At 71.3% G+C, this 26,381-nt stretch carries 27 protein-coding genes; 17 read left to right on the forward strand and 10 right to left on the reverse strand.

The genetic code is table 11. The features are described 5' to 3' along the window. The first annotated feature begins 12 nt into the window (after nucleotides 1-12). On the forward strand, nucleotides 13-480 hold the full coding sequence (locus tag CJZ86_RS09045) for an EVE domain-containing protein (RefSeq protein ID WP_094585618.1): 468 nt from the start codon (nucleotides 13-15) through the stop codon (nucleotides 478-480). A 2-nt stretch (nucleotides 481-482) separates the two neighbouring features. Here CJZ86_RS09045 and CJZ86_RS09050 read toward each other — a convergent pair whose 3' ends face one another. The 3 genes from CJZ86_RS09050 to CJZ86_RS09060 all read right to left on the reverse strand — a co-directional run bounded on the left by CJZ86_RS09050 (nucleotide 483) and on the right by CJZ86_RS09060 (nucleotide 1,707). After that, on the reverse strand, nucleotides 483-737 hold the full coding sequence (locus CJZ86_RS09050) for a DUF2811 domain-containing protein (protein WP_094585619.1): 255 nt from the start codon (nucleotides 735-737) through the stop codon (nucleotides 483-485). A 294-nt stretch (nucleotides 738-1,031) separates the two neighbouring features. Continuing rightward, nucleotides 1,032-1,457, reverse strand: coding sequence for a DUF1818 family protein (locus CJZ86_RS09055; protein ID WP_094585620.1), 426 nt, complete (start codon nucleotides 1,455-1,457; stop codon nucleotides 1,032-1,034). Between the two features lie 22 nt (nucleotides 1,458-1,479). Next, nucleotides 1,480-1,707 (reverse strand): DNA-directed RNA polymerase subunit omega, encoded by a 228-nt coding sequence (locus CJZ86_RS09060; protein WP_015110657.1) that lies wholly within the window; start codon nucleotides 1,705-1,707, stop codon nucleotides 1,480-1,482. A gap of 95 nt (nucleotides 1,708-1,802) precedes the next feature. Here CJZ86_RS09060 and CJZ86_RS09065 point away from each other — a divergent pair, with 95 nt between their 5' ends. The 3 genes from CJZ86_RS09065 to CJZ86_RS09075 all read left to right on the forward strand — a co-directional run bounded on the left by CJZ86_RS09065 (nucleotide 1,803) and on the right by CJZ86_RS09075 (nucleotide 4,589). Then, the gene (locus CJZ86_RS09065; RefSeq protein ID WP_094585621.1) at nucleotides 1,803-3,356 is read left to right on the forward strand and encodes an Hsp70 family protein; all 1,554 of its coding nucleotides are present in this window, start codon (nucleotides 1,803-1,805) and stop codon (nucleotides 3,354-3,356) included. Nucleotides 3,357-3,502: 146 nt separating this feature from the next. Further along, nucleotides 3,503-4,330: a hypothetical protein gene (locus tag CJZ86_RS09070; protein ID WP_094585622.1), complete on the forward strand. Its 828-nt coding sequence runs from the start codon at nucleotides 3,503-3,505 to the stop codon at nucleotides 4,328-4,330. A 40-nt stretch (nucleotides 4,331-4,370) separates the two neighbouring features. Further along, nucleotides 4,371-4,589: a ferredoxin-thioredoxin reductase variable chain gene (locus CJZ86_RS09075; RefSeq protein WP_094585623.1), complete on the forward strand. Its 219-nt coding sequence runs from the start codon at nucleotides 4,371-4,373 to the stop codon at nucleotides 4,587-4,589. 36 nt (nucleotides 4,590-4,625) lie between these two features. Here CJZ86_RS09075 and pyrR read toward each other — a convergent pair whose 3' ends face one another. Beyond that, nucleotides 4,626-5,186 carry a bifunctional pyr operon transcriptional regulator/uracil phosphoribosyltransferase PyrR gene (pyrR, locus tag CJZ86_RS09080; protein ID WP_094585624.1) on the reverse strand — a complete coding sequence of 187 codons (561 nt, stop codon included), beginning with the start codon at nucleotides 5,184-5,186 and terminating at the stop codon, nucleotides 4,626-4,628. A 193-nt stretch (nucleotides 5,187-5,379) separates the two neighbouring features. Here pyrR and gpmI point away from each other — a divergent pair, with 193 nt between their 5' ends. The 3 genes from gpmI to msrB are packed head-to-tail and all read left to right on the forward strand — an operon-like array spanning nucleotide 5,380 to nucleotide 7,740. After that, on the forward strand, nucleotides 5,380-6,948 hold the full coding sequence (gpmI, locus tag CJZ86_RS09085; RefSeq protein ID WP_094585653.1) for a 2,3-bisphosphoglycerate-independent phosphoglycerate mutase: 1,569 nt from the start codon (nucleotides 5,380-5,382) through the stop codon (nucleotides 6,946-6,948). A gap of 52 nt (nucleotides 6,949-7,000) precedes the next feature. Next, complete coding sequence (secG, locus tag CJZ86_RS09090) at nucleotides 7,001-7,231, forward strand: preprotein translocase subunit SecG (protein WP_015110663.1); 231 nt, start codon at nucleotides 7,001-7,003, stop codon at nucleotides 7,229-7,231. A 5-nt stretch (nucleotides 7,232-7,236) separates the two neighbouring features. After that, a complete protein-coding gene (msrB, locus tag CJZ86_RS09095; RefSeq protein ID WP_094585626.1) occupies nucleotides 7,237-7,740 on the forward strand; it encodes a peptide-methionine (R)-S-oxide reductase MsrB in 504 nt (167 codons plus the stop codon). A gap of 21 nt (nucleotides 7,741-7,761) precedes the next feature. On the opposite strand, the gene CJZ86_RS09100 is transcribed toward msrB, so the two are convergent. The 3 genes from CJZ86_RS09100 to groES all read right to left on the reverse strand — a co-directional run bounded on the left by CJZ86_RS09100 (nucleotide 7,762) and on the right by groES (nucleotide 11,706). Continuing rightward, the gene (locus tag CJZ86_RS09100) at nucleotides 7,762-9,360 is read right to left on the reverse strand and encodes a B12-binding domain-containing radical SAM protein (protein ID WP_094585627.1); all 1,599 of its coding nucleotides are present in this window, start codon (nucleotides 9,358-9,360) and stop codon (nucleotides 7,762-7,764) included. 343 nt (nucleotides 9,361-9,703) lie between these two features. Beyond that, nucleotides 9,704-11,341 carry a chaperonin GroEL gene (gene groL, locus CJZ86_RS09105; protein ID WP_094585628.1) on the reverse strand — a complete coding sequence of 546 codons (1,638 nt, stop codon included), beginning with the start codon at nucleotides 11,339-11,341 and terminating at the stop codon, nucleotides 9,704-9,706. Nucleotides 11,342-11,394: 53 nt separating this feature from the next. Next, nucleotides 11,395-11,706, reverse strand: coding sequence for a co-chaperone GroES (groES, locus tag CJZ86_RS09110; RefSeq protein WP_015110667.1), 312 nt, complete (start codon nucleotides 11,704-11,706; stop codon nucleotides 11,395-11,397). Nucleotides 11,707-11,954: 248 nt separating this feature from the next. Between groES and atpD the strand changes: the two genes are divergently transcribed. The 3 genes from atpD to CJZ86_RS09125 are packed head-to-tail and all read left to right on the forward strand — an operon-like array spanning nucleotide 11,955 to nucleotide 14,977. Further along, nucleotides 11,955-13,421: a F0F1 ATP synthase subunit beta gene (gene atpD / locus CJZ86_RS09115; RefSeq protein ID WP_094585629.1), complete on the forward strand. Its 1,467-nt coding sequence runs from the start codon at nucleotides 11,955-11,957 to the stop codon at nucleotides 13,419-13,421. A gap of 13 nt (nucleotides 13,422-13,434) precedes the next feature. Beyond that, the gene (atpC, locus tag CJZ86_RS09120) at nucleotides 13,435-13,842 is read left to right on the forward strand and encodes an ATP synthase F1 subunit epsilon (protein ID WP_094585630.1); all 408 of its coding nucleotides are present in this window, start codon (nucleotides 13,435-13,437) and stop codon (nucleotides 13,840-13,842) included. Nucleotides 13,843-13,873: 31 nt separating this feature from the next. Beyond that, complete coding sequence (locus CJZ86_RS09125) at nucleotides 13,874-14,977, forward strand: rhomboid family intramembrane serine protease (protein ID WP_094585631.1); 1,104 nt, start codon at nucleotides 13,874-13,876, stop codon at nucleotides 14,975-14,977. A gap of 19 nt (nucleotides 14,978-14,996) precedes the next feature. On the opposite strand, the gene CJZ86_RS09130 is transcribed toward CJZ86_RS09125, so the two are convergent. Then, the gene (locus tag CJZ86_RS09130; protein WP_094585632.1) at nucleotides 14,997-17,327 is read right to left on the reverse strand and encodes a transglycosylase domain-containing protein; all 2,331 of its coding nucleotides are present in this window, start codon (nucleotides 17,325-17,327) and stop codon (nucleotides 14,997-14,999) included. A 59-nt stretch (nucleotides 17,328-17,386) separates the two neighbouring features. Between CJZ86_RS09130 and CJZ86_RS09135 the strand changes: the two genes are divergently transcribed. Genes CJZ86_RS09135 through CJZ86_RS17625 form a run of 5 tightly spaced genes read left to right on the forward strand, consistent with a single transcriptional unit; the run spans nucleotide 17,387 to nucleotide 22,507 of the window. Then, nucleotides 17,387-17,668 carry a hypothetical protein gene (locus CJZ86_RS09135; RefSeq protein ID WP_094585633.1) on the forward strand — a complete coding sequence of 94 codons (282 nt, stop codon included), beginning with the start codon at nucleotides 17,387-17,389 and terminating at the stop codon, nucleotides 17,666-17,668. Then, a complete protein-coding gene (locus tag CJZ86_RS09140) occupies nucleotides 17,668-18,399 on the forward strand; it encodes an FHA domain-containing protein (protein ID WP_094585634.1) in 732 nt (243 codons plus the stop codon). The genes CJZ86_RS09135 and CJZ86_RS09140 overlap by 1 nt, the downstream gene beginning before the upstream one ends. Then, the gene (locus CJZ86_RS09145; protein WP_094585635.1) at nucleotides 18,396-19,751 is read left to right on the forward strand and encodes a protein kinase domain-containing protein; all 1,356 of its coding nucleotides are present in this window, start codon (nucleotides 18,396-18,398) and stop codon (nucleotides 19,749-19,751) included. Before CJZ86_RS09140 ends, CJZ86_RS09145 begins: the two co-directional genes overlap by 4 nt. 3 nt (nucleotides 19,752-19,754) lie before the next feature. Next, nucleotides 19,755-20,492, forward strand: coding sequence for a vWA domain-containing protein (locus tag CJZ86_RS09150; protein WP_094585636.1), 738 nt, complete (start codon nucleotides 19,755-19,757; stop codon nucleotides 20,490-20,492). Next, nucleotides 20,489-22,507 (forward strand): transaldolase family protein, encoded by a 2,019-nt coding sequence (locus CJZ86_RS17625; RefSeq protein WP_158219535.1) that lies wholly within the window; start codon nucleotides 20,489-20,491, stop codon nucleotides 22,505-22,507. The genes CJZ86_RS09150 and CJZ86_RS17625 overlap by 4 nt, the downstream gene beginning before the upstream one ends. Nucleotides 22,508-22,517: 10 nt before the next feature. Here CJZ86_RS17625 and CJZ86_RS09160 read toward each other — a convergent pair whose 3' ends face one another. Beyond that, entirely contained in the window at nucleotides 22,518-23,000 is a 483-nt protein-coding gene (locus CJZ86_RS09160; protein WP_094585638.1) for a 30S ribosomal protein PSRP-3, read from the reverse strand. Nucleotides 23,001-23,048: 48 nt separating this feature from the next. Between CJZ86_RS09160 and CJZ86_RS09165 the strand changes: the two genes are divergently transcribed. Then, nucleotides 23,049-23,846 (forward strand): TIGR01548 family HAD-type hydrolase, encoded by a 798-nt coding sequence (locus CJZ86_RS09165; RefSeq protein WP_286145710.1) that lies wholly within the window; start codon nucleotides 23,049-23,051, stop codon nucleotides 23,844-23,846. On the opposite strand, the gene CJZ86_RS09170 is transcribed toward CJZ86_RS09165, so the two are convergent. Beyond that, nucleotides 23,818-25,149, reverse strand: a complete 1,332-nt coding sequence (locus CJZ86_RS09170) for an aminopeptidase P N-terminal domain-containing protein (RefSeq protein ID WP_094585640.1) — start codon at nucleotides 25,147-25,149, stop codon at nucleotides 23,818-23,820. The two genes, CJZ86_RS09165 and CJZ86_RS09170, sit on opposite strands and share 29 nt — an antisense overlap. A gap of 103 nt (nucleotides 25,150-25,252) precedes the next feature. On the opposite strand from CJZ86_RS09170, the gene CJZ86_RS09175 reads away from it, so the two are divergent. Then, nucleotides 25,253-26,266, forward strand: a complete 1,014-nt coding sequence (locus CJZ86_RS09175) for a CNNM domain-containing protein (protein ID WP_094585641.1) — start codon at nucleotides 25,253-25,255, stop codon at nucleotides 26,264-26,266. The last annotated feature ends 115 nt before the right edge of the window (nucleotides 26,267-26,381 follow it).

Here is a 26,381-nt window from a genome sequence, read left to right on the forward strand (position 1 = left end):
GGCGGACGCACCATGGCCTGGTGGTTGATGAAGAGCGAGCCGGATGTCTACGGCATCCACCACCTGCAGGCGGAGGGCACCACCCTCTGGGACGGCATCCGCAACTACCAGGCCCGCAACTTCATGCGTGCCATGGAGATCGGCGACCGGGCGTTCTTCTACCACTCCAATGCCAGCCCCCCGGGCATCGTCGGCCTGATGGAAGTGACCGAGACGGGACTGGTGGATCCCAGCCAGTTCGACGCCGCCTCGAAGTACTTCGATCCGGCCTCCAAGCCGGAGGCCCCGCGCTGGGACTGCGTGCGCCTCGCCTATCGCGCCACCTTTCCGGCGATGCTGAGCCTGGAGGCCCTGCGGGAACAGTTCAGCGTCGAAGACCTGGCGGTGGTGCGCCGGGGCAATCGCCTCTCGATCCTGCCGGTGAGCGCCGCCAGCGCCGCCCGGCTGTTTCGCCTGCTGGGGGTGGAGCCGGACGCCTGAGGTCAGGCCGCCGGCGCCGAGAACGCCTGGTGGCCGGGAAACAGGTTGGCCAGGTAGCAGCGGGTCACCCCGCGGTTGCGGATCCCGTTCTGCACCAGAAAGCCCGCCAGGGCGGCCTGGAACAGCCGGTACTGGTCCCAGTTGGGGTGCTCCTCGATGAACTCGCGCATGGCCGCCAGCAGGGGCGCGGGCACATCCGCCCGCAGGCTCACCAGAGACTCGGCCCCGTCCAGCGGCAGTGTTCTCGGGCGGGACATTGCGAATTCCTGGCTGGGCGTGAGCCAGTTCTCCACACCCAGGGGGCCGCGTCAAACGCCGCCGCCGGCGGCCATCCGTCCCCCGTCCCAGCCTGAGACACCAGCCACCGCAGGGGTTTCGGAGCATCCCTGGGGCCACTCCCGCTTCTCAGGAACGCTCGCCTTTCCCTGTCAAGCGGCAGCGGCGACACGGGCCGCTTCTCCCCATCCGGGGCCGGTGGCCAGCGGCGATCGCCACCGGCCTGGGGAGAAACGGTGCAAAACCGGGGGGCCGGTTGCGGAATCCGCCAACGATCACCAATCCTGATCCCCGCCGCCTTGCTCAGCGGGTCTCAGGCGCTCCAGCGCGGCGCTGAACGCCTCACTGGCGGCGGCGCTCCAGCCCCCCTCGATGCCCCGCAGTCCCGGGGCGGGGGTGAGCACCAGCTGCAGCGTCCAGTGCTGCCGGTCACCCTCCAGGCCCAGCCACAGGGATCCGGCGTCGCCCCCTTCGGGCTCTCCGATCGGCAGCTCCACCTCCATGGCCACGGCTTCCTCCGCCATCAGGACGTCGGCCATGGCCCGGTGCTGGGCGGTGAGGCGACCGGCGGCAAGCTGCAGGGCGCCCAGCTCTGCCGCGGTCAGTTCACTGGCCCAGCCGTCCCCGCCGATGAGGGCGATGAAAGGGGCCCGGGCGGGATCCACCACCAGCCGCCAGCCCGGGCCCTCGCAGATCTCCACGGCGGGGTGGTGGCGGGGACCCTCAGCCGGGCAGCAGGTCGGGCTGGTCCTGCTCGTCGCTGAGCTCGATGATGGCCCGCTGGACCGGCTTGATCATCGAGTCGTCGAGCAGGCCGTCGAAATCATCGAAGCGGCGCTGCTTGGCCCGGAAAGCGATGCGAACGGTGGTCAGGTAGCGGTTGCTGGAGTGACGGATCAGGCTCTCCCCGCGCTGGGCCAGTTCCTTGGCGTTGAGTTCGCTGCTCGGCATGCGGGCCTGATCATCAGTCTCAACACCCTAGATCAGCCCATCGGCCCGCCCTTTCCAGCCGCCACCGGCCTAGAAGGGGAGCCATCCGTCGACCCATGCCCGGAACCCTCGCCATCGACCTGGGCAGCAGCACCACCGTGGTTGCCTGGCAGGACCGCCAGGGACCCCCCGGTCTGCTGCCCCTGCCGCCCTACAGCTGCGGCGACCCCTGCGTGGTGCCCAGCCTGCTGTGGCTGGAGGCCCCCGACGCCGAACGGCCCCTGATCGGCCGGCAGGTGCTCGAGGCGGCCCTGGCCGATGGCGACCACCCCGGCCTCTGCCGGGACTTCAAGCGCCACATCGGAGCCCCGGCGACGGGCCCCTCGCCGGGCTGGCTCAGTGCCGAGCGGGCCGGTGCCCTGCTGCTGGAGGGGCTGTGGCGGGCCCTGCCGGCGGAGCTGGTGCCGGAGCGGCTGGTGCTCACCGCCCCGATCGAGACCTACCGGGGCTACCGGGCCTGGCTGGAGCGGGCCAGCCGCGACCTGGCGGTGCCCGAGCTGGCCCTTGTGGACGAGCCCACCGCCGCCGCCATCGGCGCCGGCCTGCCCCCCGGCAGCCGGGTGCTGGTGGTGGACATGGGCGGCGGCACGATCGATCTCTCCCTGGTGGCCCTGGAGGGCGGCGAGGGGCGGGCGGCGCCGATCGCCCAGCTGCTGCGCTTCGCCGGCCGGGACCTGACCCGCAGCGGCCAGAGCCTGCGCTGCGCCCGGGTGATCGGCAAGGCGGGGGTTGCCCTGGGCGGGCGGGACATCGATCGCTGGATCGCGGCCCACCTCTGCCCGGACGGGCCCGCTGACGGCGCCCTGCTGCAGCTCGCCGAACGGATCAAGTGCCAGCTCAGCGAGGCCCCCGAAGCCCGGCAGATCCAGGCGACGGCCGGGTCCTTCCGGGAGCTGACCCTGAGCCGGCCGGCCCTCGAGCGGCTCCTGGAGGAGCGCGGCCTGCCCCAGCTGCTCGACGGTCTGCTGGAGGCGGTCCTGGCGGCCGCCCGCCGGGAGGGGCTGGGGCCGGGCGACATCGACGCCGTGCTGCCGGTGGGTGGCAGCAGCCGGATCCCCCTGATCCGGCGCTGGCTGGAGAGCCGCTGCCCCGGCGTGCCCCTGCGCGGCGAGCGGCCAGTGGAGGCCGTGGCCCTGGGGGCCCTGGCCCTGACCCCCGGCGTCCAGGTCCGGGACGTGCTGGCCCGTGGCGTCTCCCTGCGCTGCTGGGACCGGCGCAGCGCCGCCCACCGCTGGCATCCCCTGTTCGTGGCCGGCCAGAGCTGGCCGACGGAGCAGCCCCTGGAGCTGGTGCTGGCCTGCAGCCGGGACGGCCAGGAGGAGCTGGAACTGGTGCTGGGGGAGCCCCTGCCGGAGGAGCGGGCCGAGGTGGTCTTCGAGGCGGGGCTGCCGGTGCTGCGCGAGCGGCCGGCGGGGGCGGCCCCGGTGCGGCCCTGGTCCCCGTCGCCGCTGACCATCCCCCTGGCCTCCCCCGGTCAGCGCGGCGTCGACCGGCTGCGGCTGCGTTTTTCCATCGACGCCCAGGCCCGGCTCCTGGTGGCATGGGACGACCTGGAGGCCCTCGCCGAGGGCGGCCGCAGGGAGCCGCTGCCCCTGGGCCCGGTGCGCTGAGCGCCAGGGGAACCGCTGCGCTGGGCGCCACCGGGCCTGGCCGATCGCCGCCGTCGGCGGTGGACGCCGACCAGGCTGCCCCCGCGACCAGGCGCCGGTGGCCGCCGTTTCATACAACGGTGGAGAACCGTGCTCTCTCTCCCCCCTTGGCCCTCCGCCGGCACAGACTCCCGCGCTTCTGGCTGGCCATCACCCTGGGTTCGGTCGCCGCCGCCGTCGGCCTGGGTTACTGGTGGGAGCGCCAGCTGCCCGTGCGCCTGGAGCAGGCCTCCGCCACCGGCCGCCTCGACGACTGCCTCCGCTACAGCGAGCAGCTGGCGGCCCTCAGCTGGCTGCCCGGCCGCACCCCCTTCGACCGGGGCCGGTGCCTGCGGGCCAAGGCCGACCAGCTCTGGGGCCAGGAGGACTGGAGCGAGGCCCTGCGGCTGCAGCGCCAGGTGATCAACTCCAGGGCCGGCACCCCCTCCGACCGCGAACGGCTGGCGCGCTGGCAGCGCCAGCTGCGCCACCTGGCCAAAACCCGCTTCCAGGACGGCGATCTGCAGGGTGCCCTGGCGGCGCTCGCCCCCCTGGGGGAGGAGCGCAACGACGACGGCAGCGCCATGGGCGACGACCTGCAGGCGATCTGGAACCGCAACCGCTCCCAGCTGGAGCGGGCGACGCTCCTGGTGAAGCAGAAGCGCTGGTGGGAGGCCCTCGACAGCCTCAACCGCATCGACCACCCCTGGTGGCGCCAGCAGAGCGAGCCCCTGCGGCAGGAGGTGAAGAAGGGCCTCGACCAGCTCCAGGGCAAGGACCGGGAGCACGACAGCCACGGTTCCCTGCCCCACACGGTGTCCGGGGAGAAGCTGGATGCCCTGGTGCAGCGCCGCATCAGCGCCGGCATGGACGAGTGGCAGGCCTTCCAGGAGGCCTGCAAGGAGCTGGGCGGACGGGTGGTGGAGGCCGGGCCGGAGAGCGCCTGCCAGCGCTGAGCCCCATGACAGGATGGCCGCTCAGAGCGTCCCGGTGGACATGCAGCCAGGTGATCAGGTCAGGGTGTGCCGCAGTGTGGTCGTCTACAACCACCCCCAACATCGGGGTGAGGCCTTTGACATGGAAGGGCAGCAGGGCGAGGTGTTCAACGTGCTGAACGACTGGAAGGGACGCCCGATCAGCCCGACCCTGCCCGTTGTGGTCGCCTTCGGCAAGTTCCGGGCCCACTTCCGCGAGGAAGAGCTCGCCACCGTCTGACAGTCCCCGTCTGGGGCCGCTTCAGTCGCTCAGAAGTCAGTCGCGCAGTAGGTAGACCCCCTCCTCGCCATCGATGGCCTGGAGACAGAGCTGGATCGTCTCGTGGCGCGCGGTGGGCACCACCCGGCCGCAGAAGTCCGGCTGGATCGGCAGTTCCCGGTGACCCCGGTCCACCATCACCAGCAGCCCCACCCGCCGCGGCCGTCCCCAGCCCTGCAGGGCCTCGAGGGCGGCGCGCACCGTGCGGCCGGTGAAGATGACGTCATCGACGAGCACCACCTGGCGCCCGTCCACCGGCACCGGCAGCTGGGTGGCCTCCACCAGACGGGTGCCCACCCGCTCCAGGTCGTCGCGGTGGAAGGTGGGGTCGAGGCTGCCGTGGGCGATCGGATGGCCGCAGATCGCCTCCAGCCGACCGGCCAGCACCCGTGCCAGGGCCACACCGCGGGTGGGGATGCCCAGCAGCACCAGGTCCCGGCTGTCGGCCACGGCCTCCAGCACCTGGGAGGCGAGCCGATCGAGGGTGCGTCCCAGATCCTGGGCGGAGAGCAGTTCCAGCCTGTCCGAGGGTCCCGTTCCGGCCTGAGTTCTGGCCACAAAGCGTATGGCGTGTAACCAAAGCCTGACGCATCCGTGCCGGAAGAAGGTGATGTCTGGGGAGGGCTGTAGGTTGGCGTGGCGTTGAAACGTGCAGATTTTCTCGCTGGTGAAAGCAGCTCCCTCCCAGAAGCAGTCCGCCAGCGGCACCGGCGAACGCGTCTCCTGCGAGACGGCTGCTCCCGTCGCCCCCATGGTTCTGGCGATCCTCGATGGCTGGGGATACAGCCCGGAGACCGACCACAACGCCGTGCGGAAGGCCGACACACCGGTGATGGACGCCCTGTGGCACGCCTATCCCCACACCCTGATCGAAGCCAGCGGCGCCGCCGTGGGCCTGCCCGATCACCAGATGGGCAATTCCGAGGTGGGGCACCTCACCATCGGCTCCGGCCGGATCATCCGCCAGGAGCTGGTGCGGATCGGCCAGGCGGTGCGCAGCGGCTCGATCGCCGGCAACCAGGCCCTCAACGATCTGGGTGACACCCTGCTGGCCAGCGGCCGCCCCCTGCACCTGATCGGACTCTGCTCCGACGGCGGCGTCCATAGCCATGTCGAGCACCTCGGCGGCCTGCTGCGCTGGGCGGCCGGCCGCGGCCTCACCGACGTCCTGATCCACGTCGTCACCGATGGCCGCGACTCGGCTCCCCATGGGGGCCCGGGTTACCTGGCCCGCATCCAGGAGATGGTCGACGAGGCCGGCGTCGGCCGCATCGCCACCCTCTGCGGTCGCTACTGGGCCATGGACCGCGACCAGCGCTGGGAGCGCACCCAGAAGGCCTACCGCCTGCTGACCGAGCCGTCCGAGATCTGCCCCTTCACGCCGGAGGAGGTGCTGCAGGGCTCCTATGGCGCCGGCATCACCGATGAATTCCTCGAGCCGGTGCGCCTCAGCGAGGGGCTGCTGGAGAGCGGCGATGGGCTGGTCTGCTTCAATTTCCGCCCCGACCGGGTGCGCCAGATCATCCGCGCCCTGGTCCTGCCGGAGTTCGATGGCTTCCCGCGGGAGTGGCTGGGCCCCCTCCATGTGGTCACCTTCACCCAGTACGAGCAGGGCCTGCCCGTGCGGGTGGCCTTCCCGCCCGAATCCCTCGATGGCCTTCTGGGCCAGGTGGTCTCCGAGCACGGCCTGCGCCAGTTCCGCACCGCCGAGACCGAGAAGTACCCGCACGTCACGTACTTCATGAACGGCGGCATCGAGCAGGCTTTCCCCGGCGAAGACCGCCACCTGGTGCCCTCCCCCCGTGTCGCCACCTACGACCAGGCGCCGGCGATGTCGGCGGAGAAGCTCACCGACAGCTGCATCGCCGCCATCGGCAAGGGGATCTACTCCCTGGTGGTGATCAACTACGCCAACCCCGACATGGTGGGCCACACCGGCCAGATGGAGGCCGCCACCGAAGCCATCGCCATGGTCGACCGCTGCGTGGGCCGGCTGGTGGAGGCCACCACCCGCATGGGCGGCAGCCTGCTGATCACCGCCGACCACGGCAATGCCGAGGTGATGCAGGGCCCCGATGGCCTCCCCTGGACCGCCCACACCACCAACCCGGTGCCGGTGATCCTGGTGGAGGGCGAGAAACGCAAGCTGCCGGGCCATGGCAACGACGTCACCCTGCGGGAACACGGCGGCCTGGCCGACATCGCCCCGACCCTGCTGGAGATCCTGGGTCTGCCCAAGCCCGCCCGCATGACCGGCACCTCCCTGGTGGTGCCCGCCTCGGTGCCCGCCGCCCGCATCCCCCAGACCCTCGGCGCCTGAGGCTCCGGGCCTGCGGCGGCTAGGCTGGCCCAATGTTCAAGAACCAGGCCTGATGGTAAAGAACATTGTGTCTTCGCTCTGGATGCTCAGCGGTGCGCTGCTGATCGTGAGCGTGCTGCTCCACAGCCCCAAGGGGGATGGCATGGGGGGCCTGGCCTCCAGCGGCGGCTCGATGTTCAGCAGCGCCCGCAGCGCCGAGAACACCCTCAACCGCATCACCTGGACCCTGCTCTCCCTGTTCCTGGGGCTGGCCGTGGTGCTGAGCGCCGGCTGGCTGGGCTGAACCCGATGGACCGCCGCAACTTCCTCTCCAGCCTGCTGGCCCGGCTGGGGGCGCCCCTGGCGGGGCTGCTGCCCTTCCTGCCGTCCGGCCGGGCCCTGGCGGCGGCGAAGGCTGGTGACCCGGCCTGGCAGCTGAGCCCGGCCGAGTGGAAGAAGCGCCTCACTCCGGCGGCCTATGCCGTGCTGCGCGATGAGGGCACCGAGCGTCCCTTCAGCAGCCCGCTCAACAAGGAGAAGCGCAGCGGTACGTACGTGTGTGCCGGCTGCCGCCTGCCCCTCTTCAGTTCCAAGGCCAAGTTCGACTCGGGCACGGGCTGGCCCAGCTTCTGGCAACCCCTGCCCAACGCGGTGGCGACCAAAACCGACTTCAAGCTGATCCTGCCGCGCACCGAATACCACTGCCGCCGCTGCGGCGGCCACCAGGGCCATGTCTTCGACGACGGCCCCAAACCCACCGGCAAGCGCTACTGCAACAACGGCGTGGCCCTGGCCTTCGTGCCGGGGGGCTGAGGCTCAGGCGAAACGGGTCGGTCACTCCGCCCCCACCAGGGCGGCCTCCCTGGGGCTGACTGCGGCTACGGTCGGCGGCGGCAGCAGGGGATCGTGACCCAGCTGGGCTCCGAGGCGCTCGCGGGCCAGGAGGCGGTACTCCCAGAAGTGCTCTCCGGCGGCGCACAGGCTGAGGTAAAGCGCCAGCAGCCTGGGTTTTTGCCGCCCCATGTCCAGCAGCTGGCGCCAGAACTGGTTGCGGATGTCTGCCCGACGCACCCCCTGGCTCCAGACCAGCCGCACCATCAGCCGGATGGCTTTGGCGAGGGGGTAGTTGATCTGCTGGGAGCAGTGGGGATTGGGGGTGATGGCGAGGCAGTGCCGCAGGCAGCGCTCCAGATAGGTGGCGGGCTCGTACATCCGCCAGAGGGCCTGCACATACTCGCGGCCGATATCCTCCGACGGCCGGGTGGGCACGAAGTTCATCAGGGTGTTCTGGTCGCCACACCAGCCATCGGCATTCGTCAGCAACCTCCCCTCCTGCTCCAGCCGTGTCCACAGGGCCGTGTTCGGAAGCGCCTGAAGAATGCCCAGCATCGGCTGGGGGATGGCCGTTTCGGCGACGAACGCCTCGATGCGCTCGCCTGCCCCCGATCGTTCCCCATCGAAGCCGAGGATGAAACCGGCGTAGATGACCAGTCCCGCCGCGTTGATCGTCCGGCAGGCCTCCACGAGTGGATGGCGGGTGTTCTGCTGCTTGCGGGTGACTGCGAGACTGTCCTGATCGGGTGTCTCGATGCCCAGGAAGACCCCGAAAAAGCCGGCCTGGGCCATGAGCTCGAGAAGCTCGGGCTGCTCGGCCAGATTCACTGAGGCTTCGGTAAAGAAGTTGAAGGGGTAGCGATGCTCCCGCATCCAGGGAATGAGGTCGCGGAGCAGACGTTTGACGTTGTGCTGATTGCCGATGAAGTTGTCGTCCACCATGAAGATGGAGCCCCGCCAGCCCAGGTCGCAGAGGGTCTGCAGTTCCGCCAGGAGCTGGTGGTTCTCCTTGGTCCGGGGCTTGCGCCCGTAGAGGTTGATGATGTCGCAGAACTCGCAGTTGAAGGGGCAACCGCGTGAGAACTGCACCGCCATCATCAGGTAGGCCTCACGCTGCAGAAGGTCGTAGCGGGGTACGGGGCTGAGGCTCACATCGGGCTTCTCTGCGGCCCGGAATACACCATCCGGCTCCCCTAGTTCCAGGGCCGCCAGGAAGGCGGGAACGGTGATCTCGCCCTCATCCAGGATCAGATAGTCGGCACCTGATTGGAGCGCATGCTCCGGCAGGGAGGTGGGATAGGGGCCACCGACCGCCACCTTCTTCCCCATCCCCACCGCCTTGCGGATCAGATGGTGAAAGTCCTCGCGCTGCACCATCATCGCCGAGACGATCACGAGGTCGCACCAGTGCCAGTCGGCCTCCGGCTCCTCGGCCACGTTCCTGTCGTGGAAGCGGAGGTTCCAATCCGGCGGCAGCAGGGAGGCCACCGTAAGGATGCCCAACGGCGGGATGAAGGCCTTCACCCCGGCCATCTCCAGGAACCGGTCGAACGACCAGAAGGTTTTCGGGAAGTGGGGATAGAGCAGGAGGGCGTTCATCACATCTGCAGCACGATGGCAATGGCACGGCCGCGGGTGCCGGTCCGATCCTTCCTATCGAACGTAGGCAGCCGGAGAAGAATCACGCTGCCGCCACACATTTCTTGCGTCCGCTCACCGGCCGGTCGCTGGAGCGGAAGCGGCGATTTCTGGCCGTCCTGCCTGATTCAAATCTGCGCCGTGATTGCAGCCGTTCTACGGCGGATTCCCAGCACTCCGGTCGCGCTCATCATCGTTGGGACGGACACGACGCCAAAACACGACGCCAAAAAAAAGCGCCCCCGCAGGGGCGCTTGGTGCTGAAGGCGAAGGATCGGAGATCCGACGCTGATCGCAGAGGCGATCAGTAGTCGAAGTCGCCGCCCATGCCGCCACCGCCACCGGCGGGAGCAGCTTCCTTCTTCTCGGGCATGTCGGCCACGATGCACTCGGTGGTGAGCACCATGCCGGCGATCGAGGCGGCGTTCTGCAGGCCGGAGCGGGTCACCTTGGCGGGATCGACGATGCCGGCGGCCAGCATGTCGACGTACTCGCCGGTGGCGGCGTTGTAGCCCTCGTTGAAGGGCTTGTTGCGCACGTGCTCGGCGACGACGGCGCCGTTGACGCCGGCGTTCTCAGCGATCCGCTTGAGCGGGGCGGTGAGGGACGAGGCCACGATGGTGGCGCCGATCAGCTCCTCGCCGGAGAGATTGGCGGCCGCCCACTCCTCGAGGGCCGGGGCCAGGTGGGCCAGGGTGGTGCCACCGCCGGGGACGATGCCTTCTTCAACGGCCGCCTTGGTGGCGTTGATGGCATCTTCCAGGCGCAGCTTCTTGTCCTTCATCTCGGTTTCGGTGGCGGCGCCCACCTTGACCACGGCCACACCGCCGCTCAGCTTGGCCAGACGCTCCTGCAGCTTCTCCTTGTCATAGGAGGAGTCGGTTTCGTCCATCTGCTTGCGGATCTGCTCGCAGCGGGCCTTGACCGCCGCCTCGTTGCCTTCGGCGACGATGGTGGTGGTGTCCTTGTTGATGGTGATGCGGCGGGCGGTGCCCAGCATCTCCAGCTTGGTGTTCTCCAGCTTGAGGCCGGCGTCCTCGGTGATCAGCTGACCGTTGGTGAGGACGGCGATGTCCTCGAGCATGGCCTTGCGGCGGTCACCGAAGCCGGGAGCCTTGACGGCGGCGACGTTCAGCACGCCACGCAGACGGTTCACCACCAGGGTGGCGAGGGCTTCCTTCTCGATGTCCTCGGCGATGATCAGCAAGGGCTTGCCGGTGCGGGCGATCTGCTCGAGCACGGGCACCAGGTCCTGCACCAGGCCGATCTTCTTGTCGGTGAGCAGGATGTAGGGCTCGTCGAGCACTGCTTCCATCCGCTCGGTGTCGGTGGCGAAGTAGGGCGAGATGTAGCCCTTGTCGAAGCGCATGCCTTCGGTGACCTCCAGTTCGGTGGTCATCGACTTGCCTTCCTCGAGGGAGATGACCCCCTCCTTGCCCACCTTGTCCATGGCGTCCGCGATCATGCGGCCCACCTCTTCGTCGTTGCCGGCGGAGATGGTGCCCACCTGGGCGATGGCGTTGGAGTCGGAGATCGGCTTGGCGTGCTCCTCGATCTTGCCGACGAGGAACTCGGTGGCCTTGTCGATGCCCTTCTTGAGGGTGATGGCGTTGGCGCCGGCGGCCACGTTGCGCAGGCCCGCCTTGACCATGGCGTGGGCCAGGACGGTGGCGGTGGTGGTGCCGTCACCGGCGGCGTCGTTGGTTTTGCTGGCGGCCTGACGGATCAGGGCCACACCGGTGTTCTCGATGTGATCCTCCAGCTCGATCTCCTTGGCGATCGTCACGCCGTCGTTGATGATCTGGGGAGCGCCGAATTTCTTCTCCAGCACCACGTTGCGGCCCTTGGGGCCGAGGGTGACGGCAACGGCTTCGGCGAGGATGTCGATGCCCCGTTCGAGCGCCCGGCGGGCTTGCTCGTTATAGATAATGCGTTTGGCCATGGAAGAAAAAAGATTGCTTGGTTGAAGGTGATGCCGACGGGAACGCCGTCAGATCAGTTGACGACGGCCAGAATGTCCTTCTCGGACAGGAGCACGTACTCGTCGGTGCCGAGCTTGATGTCGGTGCCGGCGTACTTGCTGTAGAGCACCTTGTCGCCGACGCCCACTTCAGGGGCCTGGCGGGAGCCGTCGTCGTTGCGCTTGCCGGGACCGATCTGGACCACTTCGCCCACCTGGGGCTTTTCCTTGGCGGTGTCGGGCAGAAGGATGCCACCGGCGGTTTTCTCCTCCGATTCGGACACCTTGATGAAGACGCGATCTCCGAGGGGTTTGACCGTGGAGACGCTGAGAGAAACGGCAGCCATGAATTGACGCGATGGATGGACGCGAAGGCAGCGACGGAAGACGACCGGGGCCGGCGCGTCGCTGGGACGGGGCGAGTTAGCACTCGCGCCCTTCGACTGCCAACCTAGGTGGCGCCTTCGCTGCGACGCCATCCCCGGGCTGTGCGGGTGACCGAACCCCAGGCCGCCAGGCACCCTGCAGTGGTAAGGTTGCGCGGCTTCAGACGGGTGGTTGGATCCCGCTGGCACCCCTCCTTCCCTCCTTACCTATGGCTGCTGCCGCTCCCGCCGTCCCTGGTACCAAAGGCACCGTGCGCCAGGTGATCGGCCCGGTCCTCGACGTTGAATTCCCTGCGGGCAAGCTGCCCAAGATCTTCAACGCCCTTCGGATCGAAGGCAAGAATTCGGCTGGCCAGCAGGTGGCCCTCACCGCCGAAGTGCAGCAGCTGCTGGGCGACCACCGGGTCCGCGCCGTGGCCATGAGCAGCACCGACGGCCTGGTGCGCGGCATGAGCGCCCTTGACACCGGCGCCCCCATCTCCGTCCCCGTGGGTGAGGCCACCCTGGGCCGCATCTTCAACGTGCTGGGTGAGCCCGTTGACGAGCAGGGTCCGGTCTCCACGACCATGACCGCCCCGATCCACCGCCAGGCTCCCAAGCTCACCGAGCTCGAGACCAAGCCCCGCGTTTTCGAGACCGGCATCAAGGTGATCGACCTGCTGGCCCCCTACCGCCAGGGCGGCAAGGTGGGTCTGTTCGGTGGCGCCGGCGTCGGCAAGACCGTGCTGATCCAGGAGCTGATCAACAACATCGCCAAGGAGCACGGCGGCGTTTCGGTGTTCGGCGGCGTGGGTGAGCGCACCCGCGAGGGCAACGACCTCTACGAAGAGTTCAAGGAGTCGGGCGTGATCAACGCCGGCGACCTCTCCAAGTCGAAGGTGGCGCTCTGCTACGGCCAGATGAACGAGCCCCCCGGCGCCCGCATGCGCGTGGGTCTGTCGGCGCTCACCATGGCGGAGCACTTCCGTGACGTGAACAAGCAGGACGTGCTGCTGTTCATCGACAACATCTTCCGCTTCGTGCAGGCCGGCTCCGAAGTGAGCGCCCTGCTGGGCCGCATGCCCTCGGCCGTGGGCTACCAGCCCACCCTCGGCACCGACGTGGGTGAGCTGCAGGAGCGCATCACCTCCACCCTGGAGGGTTCGATCACCTCGATCCAGGCCGTCTACGTCCCCGCCGACGACCTCACCGACCCGGCGCCCGCCACCACCTTCGCCCACCTCGACGCCACCACCGTGCTGAGCCGCGGTCTGGCCTCCAAGGGCATCTACCCGGCGGTGGATCCCCTCGATTCCACCAGCACCATGCTCCAGCCCGCCGTCGTGGGCGACGAGCACTACCGCACCGCCCGGGCCGTCCAGTCCACCCTGCAGCGCTACAAGGAACTGCAGGACATCATCGCGATCCTGGGTCTGGACGAACTTTCCGAGGACGACCGCCGCACGGTGGATCGCGCCCGCAAGATCGAGAAGTTCCTCTCCCAGCCGTTCTTCGTGGCCGAGATCTTCACCGGCCAGTCCGGTGAGTACGTGAAGCTCGAGGACACCATCAAGGGCTTCAACATGATCCTCGCCGGCGAACTCGACGATCTGCCGGAAGCCGCCTTCTACCTGGTGGGCAACATCGACCAGGTGAGGGCGAAGGCCGCCAAGATCCTCGCCGCAGCCAAGTCCTGATCCGGGAAACCCCATGACCCTCACCCTGCGCGTCCTCGCCCCCGATCAGAGCGTCTTCGACGGCACCGCCGACGAAGTGATCCTGCCCGGCACCACCGGCCAGCTCGGCATCCTCACCGGCCACGTCTCCATGCTCACCGCCCTCGACAGCGGCGTGCTGCGGGTGCGGGAAGGCGCCAACTGGCAGTCGATCGCCCTGATGGGGGGCTTCGCCGAGGTGGTGGCCAATGAGGTCACCGTGCTCGTCAACGGTGCCGAGCTGGGCAGCAGCATCAACGCCGCTGCCGCCCAGAGCGATTTCGAGGCGGCCCAGCAGGCCGCGGCGGCGCTGGAAGGCTCCGACCCCAGCCCCGAGAAGGTGAAGGCCCAGCAGGCCCTCGCCCGCGCCCGCGCCCGTCTCCAGGCCAGCACGGGCGCCTGATCGCGCCCCAGCGGACCGGGACGCCGCGGCCATGGGCAAGGGTCGGGAGCTGGGCCTGCAGCTGCGGGAGTGGATCGCCACCGGTTCCGTCAGCCTGGACAACCCCCAGGCCCTCGCCAACCGCCTGATCGACGCCCTCGGGGCGGAGGAGTCTCTGCGCGGTCCCGTCCGGGACCTGGCCACCCAGCCCCTGCTGCAGCGGGTACTGCAGCTCCAGGGTGGGCCCCAGCGCAGCGCCATCGCTGCCCTCAGCAGCCATCTGGCCGGGATCTATGCCCCGGCTGTGCTGGCCGAACTGCTCGACCTGCTCGAGGCCAGCTCCGGTGTGGCCTCCTCCAGGCCGGGTTCCGATTCGATTGCTTCCGGCTCCCCTGTGGCTGCCCCGACCACACCGCTGGGCTGGCTGGAGATCCTGCGGCCCCTCGGCCCGGGGCTGGCCCTGGCCGCGGCCTCGGCCCCGGTGCTGTTCTGGGCCGGCGGGGAGCTGGAGACGTGGTTCTTCGATCCCTGGGGCTGGAGCAGCGGCCTCGTGCTGGTGCTGGCCCTGGCACTGATCCAGGCCCTGGCCCTCGGCCCCCTGAGGCCCCTGCGCCGCCGCTGGCCCCTGACCCTCGAGGCCAGCGCTGACCCCCACCGCGCCTGGTGCTGGATCACCGCCCCCTGGATCCATGCCGCCAACGGCGAGGCCCTGCTCAACCTGGGGATCCTGGTGATCGTGCTGGGCCGTTCGCCGCTGCCCCTCTCCTCCCTGCTGCTGCGCTACGCGCTCGTCGCCCTGGCCACCACGGCGCCGGCGGTGCTGGTGGCCCGCCGGGCCCGGGTGCTGCGGCAGTGGGACGGCGCCTCCGGGCCCATCGCCGGCCTGATCGCCCTGGCCTGCACCCTCAGCCTCCTGCACTGGAAGGTCCACCCCTTCCCGGTCGGTGAGGTCGACTTCCCGGCCTGGGTGCTGCTGGTGGTCTACGGGGCACTGCAGCTGGGCTGGCAGCTGCCCCGCCGCGACCCCCAGGACACCAGCACCCCCCTGGCCCGGCTCCTCAGCAGCCCCTGGTGCTGGGGCACCGTGGCCGGCGTCGCCTGGGCCCTGGTGACCCGCGCCCAGGAGCTGGGCAGGAGCCTGGGCTGGCTGGGCTGAGTGTCGGGTCGGTGCCCTCTCAGCCCGCCAGGGCGCGCATGTACCGCCCCCAGAGCTCGGCCACCAGGGCGCCGGAGGCGGCCTCGGCGGGGCGGTTGTCATCGTTGCCCATCCAGATGCCGGTGAGGATGCGGCTGGAGGGGGAGTAGCCCACAAACAGCACATCGACGCCGTTGTCGGTGGTGCCGGTCTTGCCGCGGGCATCGGCCACCACCCCGGCGGCGCGGCCGGTGCCGCCGCTCACCACCCCCCGCAGCAGGGCATCCATCTCGGCGGCCACCGCCGGTTCGATCAGCTGCTGGGGTCGCTCGCCGATCGGTGTGGTGACGCCGGCGGCCGGACAGGTGGCCAGGGAGCGCACCGAGCCGCAGATGCCCAGGTCGTAGATGCGCGTCACGCCGTGCAGGGGCACCGAGCGGCCGCCGTTGGCCACCACGGCGTAGGCCCGGGCCAGCTCGTAGAGGAAGGTCTCCTTGCCGCCCAGCACCATCGAGAAGCTCTCCTCCATCGGCGTGCTGATGCCCAGCTGGCGGGCCTTGGCCACCACCTTGTTCAGGCCGGCCTGCTGGGCCAGCCGCAGGGCCACCACGTTCTCCGAGCTGGCGAAGCCCGCCGCCACGCTGGTGCTGCCACCGCCGCCCCGACAACCGGCCACGTAGGAGAGCGGGGCGCAGGAGACGGCATCGCCGGGCTTGGCCCCGGCCTCCAGGGCCGCCAGGAAGGCGAACAGCTTGAAGGTGGATCCGGGCTGACGCAGGGCCTGCACCCGATCGAAGCTCGAGCGGCTGTAATCGCCGCCGCCGACGTAGGCCAGGATCGCGCCGGTGGCGTAGTCGATCGAGATCATCGCGCCCTGGGTGAGCCCGGCCCGGCCCCCCGGCCCCTCGAGGAACGCCTTCAGCTGCTTCTGGGCGATGGCCTGCAGGCGCGGATCGATGCTGCTGATCACGGCGTAGTTGCCCCGGGCCTCCGCACTGCTGAGGTCGAGGGCGAAGCGGCGCCCTTCCAGCTCACCGATCACGTAGTCGCTGAAGAAGGGGTAGCTGGAATAGGTGGATTCGCGGCAGGCGGAGGGGTCGATGTTCAGCGGCCGGCGGCGGGCGTCGATCAGCGCCTGGTCGGAGAGGTAGCCCTCGGCGTGCATCCGCCCCAGCACCAGGTCGCGGCGCTCCCGGCCCCAGGTGGGGTTCTCCCGGTTGCAGGGGCTGTAGCTGTTGGGGCTCGGCAGCAGGCCCACCAGGAACGCCGACTCCGCCACGTCCAGGGCGCTGGCCGACTTGCGGAAGTAGAGCTGGGCCGCCTGCTCGAAGCCCTCCGCCCCCAGGCCCAGGTAGGCCCGGTCGAGGTACATCTTGAGGATGCGGTTCTTGCTGAAGCCCGCCTCCAGCTGCCAGGCCACCCACAGCTCCCGCAGCTTGCGGGCCACCGACACGTCGGTGCCCACCGCCGGGTAGACCATGCGGGCCACCTGCTGGGTGAGGCCGCTGCCGCCGCCGGTGCCCTGCACCAGGGAGCGCAGGGTGCCGAACAGGTCGATGCCGCTGTTCCAGCCGAAGCGCGAATCCTCGGAGGCGATCAGGGCCTGGCGCAGGTGCAGGGGGTAGTCGGCCAGGGTCGGCAGGGCCGTCGAGGAGCCCTCGGCCGCATCGATCTGGCGGCCGTCGGTGGAGAACACCTTCACCGGTCCGCTCACCGAGCGGATCGAGGAGCCGCCGGCGACGGTGGTGGCCAGCAGCAGGCCCCCCAGGGCAACGCCCGAGCCCACCAGGGCACCGATGGCGCCCCAGTGCACCAGTTGCCCCAGGGGGCTGCGGGGATGGCGGTACACCAGGGTGGGCGCCTCCCCCTTGAGCGGGGAACCGAGCTGGAGCCGGTCCCCGTCCCGCAGGCGGAGGGAGCGGATGCGGCGATCGCGGTGGAACAGGCCGTTGGCCGAGCCGAAGTCCTCGCCCACGTAATCCCGGTCACCGGGCCGCTCCTGCTCCACGATCGCGTGCACCCGGCTGACGCCGGTGGCGTCGGCCTGCAGCTCGCAGAGGGGATCCCGGCCGATGCGGTAGCGGCCCCCCTCCAGCGCCAGCCGCCGGCGGCACTGGCCGCCGATCCAGAGTTCCAGCCAGGCGCCGTGGTGCCTCAGCCCCCCGAGGGCCGCCGTCAGGTCCCGGCGTCGCCCGCCCGCCGTTGGGGCGGTCAGGGCCCGCCAGAGGCCGGCCCAGCCGGCGGCTCCGGCCGGAGCGCTGGGGGAGTCGGCGGCTGGTGCGGCGTCAACAGAGGTGGCAGGTGCGGCGCTGGGTGCGGTGCTGGGTGAAGTGCTGTCGCCCGGCGACGCCTGCTCCGTCGTCCCCACCATCCCGGGCCCGTCCGCCTTGCTCCCATACGCTACCCGCAGCGATCGGAGCGGCCGGCCAGGTGGAGCAACGCCGGGATCCATGGGCACCCTTCCGCATCTGGATCGCCCTGACCATCGGGGTGTATGCGGTGCGGGCCAGCTTCGCCGCCACCTGGGTGGGGGCGATCCCCGGCTGGGTGCTGCTGCTGCTGCTGCTGGTGGCCCTGCTGCTGGCCAGCTGGGCGCTGCTGTTCCCCGGGCGGGTTGTCCCCTGGCGGGAGGGGGAACCGGTGGGCTGGTGGGGCCGGTTCCTGGCCGATCGCCGGCTCGGCCGCCGCGGCGGTGCGGTGGACGACCCCTGATGGGCGCCCTTCCCCGCCTGGTGCTGCGTGACGATCCCGGCCGGAGCGTGCCGCTGGATCCCCGCACGCCCCTCTCCATCGGTCGGGATCCGGCCAGCAGCCTCTGCCTGGCCGAGGCCCGGGGCGTCTCCCGCCACCATGCCCTGGTGCGGGTGTCGCGCACCCGGCCGGGCCAGTGGCTGCTTTGCGACCTGGGCAGTGCCAACGGCACCTATCTCGAGGGGGCCCGACTCAAAGACTGCCGCCCCCTCTCCGACGGCGACGAGATCCGCCTGGGCCTGAACGGGCCGGTGCTCCAGTTCCGCGCCGGCTCCCCCAGCGCCCCCCCCGCGGCCCCTGCCGCCGCTGCCACCCGCGGGCGGCCGGCGCCGGTGCCGACGGCGGTGGCCGGACAGCTGGATTTCGCCGGCCGTTCCCTGCCCCTTGATCGGATCCGCTCGGCCTACGTGCGCAGCCGCCGGCGCCATCCCCAGGCCTTCAGCTGGTGGCTGCTGCTCTGCCTGGGCGGGCTGCTGCTGCTCCCCTTCCCCTGGCTGTTCTGGCCGCTGCAGGCGGGGGCGCTGGCGGGCTGGATCGTGCTGGGCTCCCGCTGGGAGCATCTGCTTGAGGTGACGCTCCAGGACGGCCTGGCCTACCGGCACCGCTTCGACAGCCTGGCGACGGCCCTGGCCCACCGCAACGGCATCCGCCGGGCGATGGCGGCGGCGGCCCCGGCCGGGAGGCGGCCGTGAACTGGATCCTGCCCGAGGGCGCCAGCCTCGACTTCGAGGGGCTGGCCGCCCCGCTGCGGATCGTCCGCGGCCTCGGGGGCGGCACCCAGGGCCAGGTGTACGAGGTGGAGCTGGAGGGGGAGCGGCTGGCCCTGAAGTGGTACCTGCCGGCCTGCATCGCCCGCGACGCCGGCCTGGAGCGGCGCCTGGCCGCCAGCATCCGGGCCACCGCACCGAATGACGCCTTCCTCTGGCCGATCGCCCTGCTGCGGGCCAGCCCCGCCAGCCGGCCCCTGATCCGCATCCGCGAGGAGAGCTTCGGCTATCTGATGCCCCTGCGGCCCGCCGCCTACGTGGGGGCCAGCGAGCATGCCGCCGGCCGGCTGGCGATCGGCCTGCGCCAGGTGCTGCGGGCCTGCTTCGGCCTGGCCGACGCCTTCCACGCCCTGCACCTGGCGGGCCTCTGTTACAAGGACGTCTCCCTGGGCAACCTCTTCCTGGAGCCCGGCGGCGGCGGCATCCTCATCTGCGACAACGACAACGTCGCGGTGGATGGGGCCGACCACGGCGCCGTGCTGGGGACCCCGGGCTTCATGGCCCCCGAGGTGCTGCTGGGGCAGGCCCGGCCCGGGGCCGACAGCGACCTCTTCTCCCTGGCGGTGCTGCTGTTCCGGCTGCTCACCCGCCACGATCCCCTCAAGGGCCAGATGGAGCTGGCGATCCGCTGCCTCGACGAGCCGGCCCGCCGGCGCCTCTGCGGCGAGGACCCGGTGTTCATCTTCGATCCGGTGGATGCCCGCAACAGGCCCGACCCGATCGAGCACGCGGCCGCCCTGATCACCTGGCCCATCTATCCCCGCCCCCTCCAGGCCCTGTTCGAGCAGACCTTCTGCCGCGGCATGAAGCAGCCCTCGCGCCGGGCCCTCACCGGCCAGTGGAAGCAGGAGCTGGCCCGCACCCTCGATCAACGCAGCCTCTGCCCCGCCTGCGGCCAGGAGAACTTCCAGGCCGCAGGCGCCCCGGCGCTGTGCTGGAGCTGCGGCAGCCCCCTGCCGGAGCCGATCACCCTGGCCCTGCCCCGGGGTTCGGTGCTGGCCGCCCCGGACAACGAGCTGCACCCCCACCACTTCGATGCCCTGGTCGGGGAGGATCTGCGCCGGCCGCTCGCCCGGGTGGTGGCCCACCCCCAGGAGCCCCGTCGCCTGGGTCTGTGCAATCTCTCGGCCGCCGCCTGGAGCGCCGAGGCCGCCGACGGCCGCAGCTGGCCGGTGGGGCCTGGCGAGAGCTGTAGCCTCGCGGCACTCACCCGGATCCTCACCCCGGCGGGTCCGATCGCCGTGCAGCGCCCCATCCCGCCAGCCCCCGCCGCCTGAGAGATGCCGTTTCCCGACGTCAAGCTGGCCAACCGGCCGCTCCATTTCCTCTACCTCTGCGACTGCTCCGGCTCCATGGCCGCCTCGGGCAAGATGCAGGCCCTCAACCAGGCCATCCGCCAGTCGCTGCCGGGCATGGCGGCGGTCGCCCGGGACAACCCGGAGGCCCGGGTGCTGGTGCGGGCCGTGAGTTTCGCCGACCGTGCCGCCTGGCACATCGAGACCCCCACGCCGGTGGATCAGCTGGAGTGGCGCGATCTGCAGGCCGGAGGCATCACGGCGATGGGGGCCGCCCTGCAGCTGGTGGCGGCAGCACTCCAGACCCCGCCGATGGAGGTGCGCGCCCTGCCGCCGGTGCTGGTGCTGATCTCCGACGGCCAGCCCACCGATGACTTCGCCGGCGGCCTCGAGGCCCTGCGGCGGGTGCCCTGGGCCCAGAAGGCGGTGCGCCTGGCCATCGCCCTCGGCCACGACGCCGACCTGGAGGTGCTGCAGCGGTTCATCGGCAGCGAGCCGGCAACGGGGGGGCGTTCCCCCCGCCGACCGCTGCAGGCGGGCAACGCCACCTCCCTGGCCCAGTACATCCAGTGGGCTTCCACGGCGGTGGTGGGGGCCGCCTCGATGCCCGCCAGCCGGGTGAGCGAGACGCCCCTGGAGCCCGCGGCGGGCAACATCCCCCTGCCGGATCTGCCCCCCACCGTGCTCGATCCCACCGACGACGTCGGTCCCGTGGTGTGGTGAACCGCTGGGTGGCGCCGATCGGTGCCAGCCGGACCGGGGCCGCCCACCGCCGCGCCGGCCGGCCCTGCCAGGACGCCGTCCTCTGCCGCGAGCTGCGGGGCCTCGAGGGCCAGCCGGTGATGGTGATGGCGGTGGCCGACGGCCATGGCGGGCGCCGCTACCGGCGCAGCGAGGTGGGCAGTCGCCTGGCCTGCGAAACGGCCCTGGCCGCGGTGCAGGGCGCCCTGGCGGCCAGGCCCCTGGACACGGGGGAGGAGGGCTGGCGCCGCTGGCTGGAGCGGGAGCTGCCCGAGGCGATCCAGCGCGACTGGCTGGAGGCGGTGGCGGCCCACTGGCAGAGCGATCCGGGGGAGGGCGGCTTCGAGGCCCTGCTCTACGGCAGCACCCTGGGCCTGGTGGTGATGACCCCCCGCTGGTGGGGCCACACCGGCCTGGGGGACTGGGATCTGGTGCGGGTGGAGGCGGACGGCCAGGCCCGGCTGCTGGAGGAGGAGAACGAGCCCACCGCCCTCGGGGAGGCCACCTGCAGCCTCTGCCAGCCCCGGGCCGCCTCCCTGTTCGCCCGCCGGGCGGGGCTGCATCCGATCGATGGCGGAGCAGGCGAGTTTGCCCTGGTGCTCTGCACCGACGGCATCCGCAAGTCCTGTGCCACCGATGGCGACTTCCTCACCCTGGCGGCCTGGCTGGCCCGCGGCGACGGCGAGGCGGACCCCGAGGCGGCCGGCACCCTGCCGGCGGCGCTGGACCGGATCAGCCGCGAGGGCAGCGGCGACGACGTGACCGTGGCGGTTGGTCGTGTCTGGAGCCCAGGCGGCGGGCCGCCACCACCCCCGCCCCAGCCCCCGCCGCCCGTCGCACCGGCTCCTTTGGCGACCCCGGAGCCCCCTGCAACGGAGCCCGCCCAGGCACCCACTCCCCGGCGAGGACGTCCGGCGATCGGCCGGGCGGTGGCCATCGGCCTGGCCCTGGCCGGCGCCGGGGGGAGCTGGCTGGCCTGGCACTGGCCCCGCAGCCCGACAGCTCTGCCGGCGGTGCCCAGCTCCCCGGCTCTGCGGCCAGCCGGCCGCCATTCCCCTGGAGCTGCGCCGCCGCCGCGAGCTGTTCGTCGCCCTGCGCCAGGGCCGGCAGGATCCCGCCCCGCTGAAGGCCGCGGCCGCCGCCGATCCCCTCGCCGCCCTGATTGCCGCCGATCTCCCGGCGGTCGATCACCGCGACGGGACACTCCCGGCCGCCCAACCTGCTGCCGCCAGACCCCACCGCCCCCTGCGGGCACTGGGTGCCTGCCCCGCCCTGCTGGAGGCCCTCGACCGGCAATGGGCCGTCACCCCGGCCGCCCCTACCCCCTGAACCCCATGGCCCTGCGTCTGCTGCTCGACTGCGCCGACCCCCTGGAGTGGGAACGCTGGCTGCCCAGCGGCCTGTTCCAGGGCGTCACCACCAACCCGACCCTGCTGCGGCGGGCCGGTCAGCCCTGCCGCCTCGACCACCTGGCGCAGCTGAGCGCACGGGCCGCGGCCCTCGACTGCCGGGAGATCCATCTGCAGACCTGGGGCGGCGATGGTTCGCAGCAGCTGGCGAACGGCCGGGCCCTGGCCGCCCTCGATCCCCAGCGGGTGTTCGTGAAGGTGCCGATCACCCGCCAGGGTGCCGTGGTGGCGCGCGACCTGATCGCCGAGGGCGTCCCGGTCACCTTCACGGCCTGTTACGAGGTGGCCCAGGTGCTGGTGGCCGCTGCCCTGGGCGCCGATGGCATCGCCGCCTACCTGGGGCGGATCAGCGATCTGGGCCGGGATGGCCACGGCGAACTGATCGCCATGCAGCGGGCCCTGGAGGGGGTGGGATCCAGCACGCGGCTGCTGGTGGCCAGCCTGCGCCAGCCGCAGGATCTGGCCCGGCTGGCCGCCGCCGGTCTGGCGCACCACACGATCAGCCCGGCGATCGCCGCCGGCCTGTTCGGCAGCCCGGAGACGGCCGCGGCCGCCGAGGGCTTCGAGCGTGACGCGGCCGGGACCTGAGGCCCGGGGATCAGGCGGTCCCGCAGAAGGTGACGTCGGGGAACTTGAGCTTGGCTTCCTCGAGGGATTTGCCGCGCCCTTCCTCCTGCCAGTAGTTGATCACCTCGGTGGCCTTGTTGAGGATCTCGACCCGCTCGTTGTCGGTGATCCAGCTCTTGGCCTCGAGCTCGCCCTTGAGGGTTTCCCAGGCGTCTTCCCGGGGCCAGAAGAAGTAAGCGGTGAGGGGGCTGGGCCCGCCGCCGACGATCTGATCCACCGCCAGGGCGACGTTGTCGGGGAGCCAGAGGATCTTCACCAGGAAGCGGCCCTCATCGGCCTTGGGGGTGTAGCCCGAAGGAACCCCGTCCTCGTCGATGGTGGCGGTGGCCAGGGCGGCACTGCCGCCGCGCAGCACCGGACGCCCTTCGGTCGTGTCGGCTGCGATGGCCGCCGGGATGGCGCTCAGGGCAGCGGCCTCGGCACTCTCAGGGGCTGTCACGGTTTCGGCGCTCAAGGAGAAACGGCAATTGCCTAACCTACCAGCCGATTCGCAGCAACCCCACTGGCCGCCTCCGCCGCCCCCCGCGCCGTCCTCCTCTTCGACATCGACGGCGTGATCAGGGATGTGGCGGGCAGCTACCGGCGCGCCATCGTCGAGACCGTCTGCCATTTCAGCGGCTGGGCCCCGGAGAGCGCCGTGATCGACGCCCTCAAGGGGGAGGGCTGCTGGAACAACGACTGGCAGGCCTCGATGGAGCTGCTGCGTCGCCACGGCACCGATCCCCTGCCCGCCTGGGATCGCCTGGTGGCGGTGTTCAGCGACCACTACTTCGGCGGCGATCCGGAGGGGGACCCCGCCCTCTGGCGCGGCTTCATCGGCAGCGAGCCCCTGCTGGTGGACGCCCCCTTCTTCGCTGCCCTCAGCGACCGGGGGATCGCCTGGGGCTTCGTCAGCGGCGCCGAGCCCCCCTCCGCCCGCTTCGTGCTGGAGCAGCGGCTGCAGCTGGTGGCGCCGCCCCTGGTGGCCATGGGCCAGGCCCCCGACAAGCCCGACCCCACCGGCCTGCTGGCCCTGGCGGCCACCCTGGCCCGTGGGCCCCTGGGGGCCGGGGCCCCGCCCGTGGCCTACCTGGGCGACACCGTGGCCGACGTGGAGACGGTGCGCCGGGCCCGCGCCCGGGTGCCCGGCCAGCGCTTCGAGGCCCTGGCCGTGGCGCCGCCCCACCTGCAGCAGGCCGGCCGGGAGGCCGAGCGGCAGCGCTACGAGCACCAGCTGCGCCAGGCGGGCGCCGACCGCATCCTGGGTTCCACCACCCAGGTGCTGGATCTGTTCAGCGTTCCATCGCCGCCGGCGCCTTGAGGGCGGCGGCGGTGAGCACCTCGTGGCCGTGGTCGCTCACCGCCACGTCATCCTCGATGCGGATGCCGATCCCCTTCCAGCGCTCCTCGATGGCGGGCTGGCCCTCGGGCACCGCCAGCCGGTCGCTGATGTAGAGGCCGGGTTCCACCGTGAGCACCATGCCCGCCTCGAGGGCCACGTGGTGCTCGCCGAGCCGGTACGCGCCCACGTCGTGGACATCGAGCCCCAGCCAGTGGCCGGTGCGGTGCATGTAGAGATGGCGGTAGGCCCCCTGCTCGATCAGCCCGTCCACCGCGCCGTTCAGCAGGCCCAGCTCCACCAGCCCCTCCACCAGCACCCGCACGGCGGTGTCGTGGACCGCTTCGGCGGTCTGGCCCGGGGCCACCGCCGCCACCGCCGCCTCCTGGGCGGCCAGCACCAGCTCGTAGAGGGCCCGCTGCTCGCCGCTGAAGCGCCCGTTGACCGGGAAGGTGCGGGTGATATCGCCGTTGTAGTAATCGCTGAGGCTGCAGCCGGCATCGATCAGCAGCAGGTCGCCGTCCCGCAGCCGGTCGCCGTTGGCGGTGTAGTGCAGGACGCAGGCGTTGTCGCCCCCGGCCACGATGGATCCGTAGGCAGGCCCGCGCGCTCCCTGCTCAAGAAAGTGCTGCTCGATCACGGCCTGCACCTGCCGTTCGCTGAGGCCGGGCCGGGCCACCTGCCGGGCCAGTTCATGGGCCTCGGCGGAGATGCGGGCGGCCTCCCGCAGGCGGGCCAGTTCCTCGGGTTCCTTGCGCAGCCGCAGCTCGTGGAGCAGGGGGCAGGGGGCCACCAGTCCGAGGGCGGCCTTGCCGCTGCGGGGGGCCCGATCCAGCTGGCGCCCCCAGGCGGCCAGCACCAGGGGCTCCACCAGGGGATGGCGGCCCACCCGGAAGGCGATCCCCTCGGCACCATCGAGGTACTCCGGCAGCCGCTCGGCCAGCTCGCTGCGGGGATGGGCCACATCGGCGCCGAACGTGCTGACGGCCCCGTCGCAGCCCCAGCGGAAGCCGTTCCAGACCTCGGCCCCCGGATCCTTCGCCTCGACGAACAGCACGAAGGGGGTCTCGGGCCGGTGGGGCAGGAACAGGGCCACGGCACCGGGCTCGTCGAAGCCGGTGAGATACCAGAAATCGCTGTTCTGGCGGAAGCTGTGCTCCACGTCGGCGTGGTGGGTCACCAGCGCCGCCCCCGGGATCACCGCGGCCGCGCCGCCCAGCTGCTGCAGAAACCGCTGGCGACGGCGGGCCAGCAGGGCGAGGTCGATCGGGGGGGTCGGGGGCATCGAAGCGAAGGGGTGGACAGCGAGAAGATGGCACAGCCGATTAAATACACGTGATCCCCCCGAACCTGCACGTGCCGATCCTGTCTGTTTCGATCAGCCGCGGATGAACGATCTCCTGCTCCTGGTGCTGGCGGTGGTCGGGATGCTGATGGGGTCCTTTCTGTGTTCGGGGGTGGAGGCGGCCCTGCTCACCGTCAATCCGGTGAAGGTGCATGAACTGGCGAGCCGCCCCCGGCCGGTGGCGGGGGCCCGGCGGCTGGAGGCCCTGCGTCAGCGCCTGGGCCGCACCCTGGCGGTGCTGGTGATCGCCAACAACATCTTCAACATCTTCGGCAGCCTGATGGTGGGCGGCTTCGCCAGCGTCGTCTTTGCCCGCTATGGCGTCAGCGGTCCCGCCCTGCCCCTGTTCTCGGTTGCCCTCACCGTGCTGGTGATCCTGCTGGGGGAGATCCTGCCCAAGGCGATCGGCAGCAAGCTTGCCCTGCCCGTGTCCCTGGCGGTCGCCCCCGGGCTTGGGCTGTTCACCAAGCTGATGCTGCCCCTGGTGCTGCTGCTGGAGCGGATCCTGCCGGCGATCACGGCCGAGAACGAGATCAGCACCGACGAGGAGGAGATCCGCCTGCTGGCCCGGCTGGGTTCCCAGAAGGGCCAGATCGAGGCCGACGAGGCCGCCATGATCGCCAAGGTGTTCCAGCTCAACGACCTCACCGCCCGGGACCTGATGCTGCCCCGGGTGTCGGCCCCCACCCTGGCGGGCCACCAGAGCCTCGATGAGCAGCGCTCCACCCTGCTGCGCCACACCACCGCCTGGTGGGTGGTGCTGGGGGAGGAGGTGGACGAGGTGCTGGGGGTGGCCAGCCGCGAGCAGCTGCTCACCGCCCTGGTGGAGGGACGGGGGGCCAGCCAGGCCGCCGATCTCTGCGAACCGGTCGAGTTCGTGCCGGAGATGATCCGGGCCGACCGGCTGCTCACCAGCTTCCGCCGCAACGGCTCCGGGGTTCGCGTGGTGGTCGATGAATTCGGCGGCTTCGTGGGGGTGATCGGGCCCGAGGCCGTGCTGGCGGTGCTGGCGGGCTGGTGGCGCCGGCCCGCCTCCGCCGCGGAGACCGCCCCATGACGACGGCGGCACCGGCAGCGGCGATCGCCGCCCCCCCCGCCGCCGAGCGCTGCCGCCAGCTGCTGGCCCGCTGGCGCGCGGAACTGGTGCTCAGCGGTCGGGAGCAGGCGGCCCT

Origin of the sequence: Synechococcus sp. BO 8801, from assembly GCF_002252675.1 — a bacterium.
Classification (GTDB): Bacteria; Cyanobacteriota; Cyanobacteriia; order PCC-6307; family Cyanobiaceae; genus Cyanobium.

Excerpts from the sequence above, each read along its gene's own strand:
- CJZ86_RS09045 (WP_094585618.1), top strand. The coding sequence starts at position 13 with ATGGCCTGGTGGTTGATGAAGAGCGAGCCGGATGTCTACGGCATCCAC.
- CJZ86_RS09050 (WP_094585619.1), bottom strand. The coding sequence starts at position 737 with ATGTCCCGCCCGAGAACACTGCCGCTGGACGGGGCCGAGTCTCTGGTG.
- CJZ86_RS09060 (WP_015110657.1), bottom strand. The coding sequence starts at position 1,707 with ATGCCGAGCAGCGAACTCAACGCCAAGGAACTGGCCCAGCGCGGGGAG.
- CJZ86_RS09065 (WP_094585621.1), top strand. The coding sequence starts at position 1,803 with ATGCCCGGAACCCTCGCCATCGACCTGGGCAGCAGCACCACCGTGGTT.
- CJZ86_RS09075 (WP_094585623.1), top strand. The coding sequence starts at position 4,371 with ATGCAGCCAGGTGATCAGGTCAGGGTGTGCCGCAGTGTGGTCGTCTAC.
- gpmI (WP_094585653.1), top strand. The coding sequence starts at position 5,380 with ATGGTTCTGGCGATCCTCGATGGCTGGGGATACAGCCCGGAGACCGAC.
- secG (WP_015110663.1), top strand. The coding sequence starts at position 7,001 with ATGGTAAAGAACATTGTGTCTTCGCTCTGGATGCTCAGCGGTGCGCTG.
- msrB (WP_094585626.1), top strand. The coding sequence starts at position 7,237 with ATGGACCGCCGCAACTTCCTCTCCAGCCTGCTGGCCCGGCTGGGGGCG.
- CJZ86_RS09100 (WP_094585627.1), bottom strand. The coding sequence starts at position 9,360 with ATGAACGCCCTCCTGCTCTATCCCCACTTCCCGAAAACCTTCTGGTCG.
- groL (WP_094585628.1), bottom strand. The coding sequence starts at position 11,341 with ATGGCCAAACGCATTATCTATAACGAGCAAGCCCGCCGGGCGCTCGAA.
- groES (WP_015110667.1), bottom strand. The coding sequence starts at position 11,706 with ATGGCTGCCGTTTCTCTCAGCGTCTCCACGGTCAAACCCCTCGGAGAT.
- atpD (WP_094585629.1), top strand. The coding sequence starts at position 11,955 with ATGGCTGCTGCCGCTCCCGCCGTCCCTGGTACCAAAGGCACCGTGCGC.
- atpC (WP_094585630.1), top strand. The coding sequence starts at position 13,435 with ATGACCCTCACCCTGCGCGTCCTCGCCCCCGATCAGAGCGTCTTCGAC.
- CJZ86_RS09125 (WP_094585631.1), top strand. The coding sequence starts at position 13,874 with ATGGGCAAGGGTCGGGAGCTGGGCCTGCAGCTGCGGGAGTGGATCGCC.
- CJZ86_RS09130 (WP_094585632.1), bottom strand. The coding sequence starts at position 17,327 with ATGGTGGGGACGACGGAGCAGGCGTCGCCGGGCGACAGCACTTCACCC.
- CJZ86_RS09140 (WP_094585634.1), top strand. The coding sequence starts at position 17,668 with ATGGGCGCCCTTCCCCGCCTGGTGCTGCGTGACGATCCCGGCCGGAGC.
- CJZ86_RS09150 (WP_094585636.1), top strand. The coding sequence starts at position 19,755 with ATGCCGTTTCCCGACGTCAAGCTGGCCAACCGGCCGCTCCATTTCCTC.
- CJZ86_RS09170 (WP_094585640.1), bottom strand. The coding sequence starts at position 25,149 with ATGCCCCCGACCCCCCCGATCGACCTCGCCCTGCTGGCCCGCCGTCGC.
- CJZ86_RS09175 (WP_094585641.1), top strand. The coding sequence starts at position 25,253 with ATGAACGATCTCCTGCTCCTGGTGCTGGCGGTGGTCGGGATGCTGATG.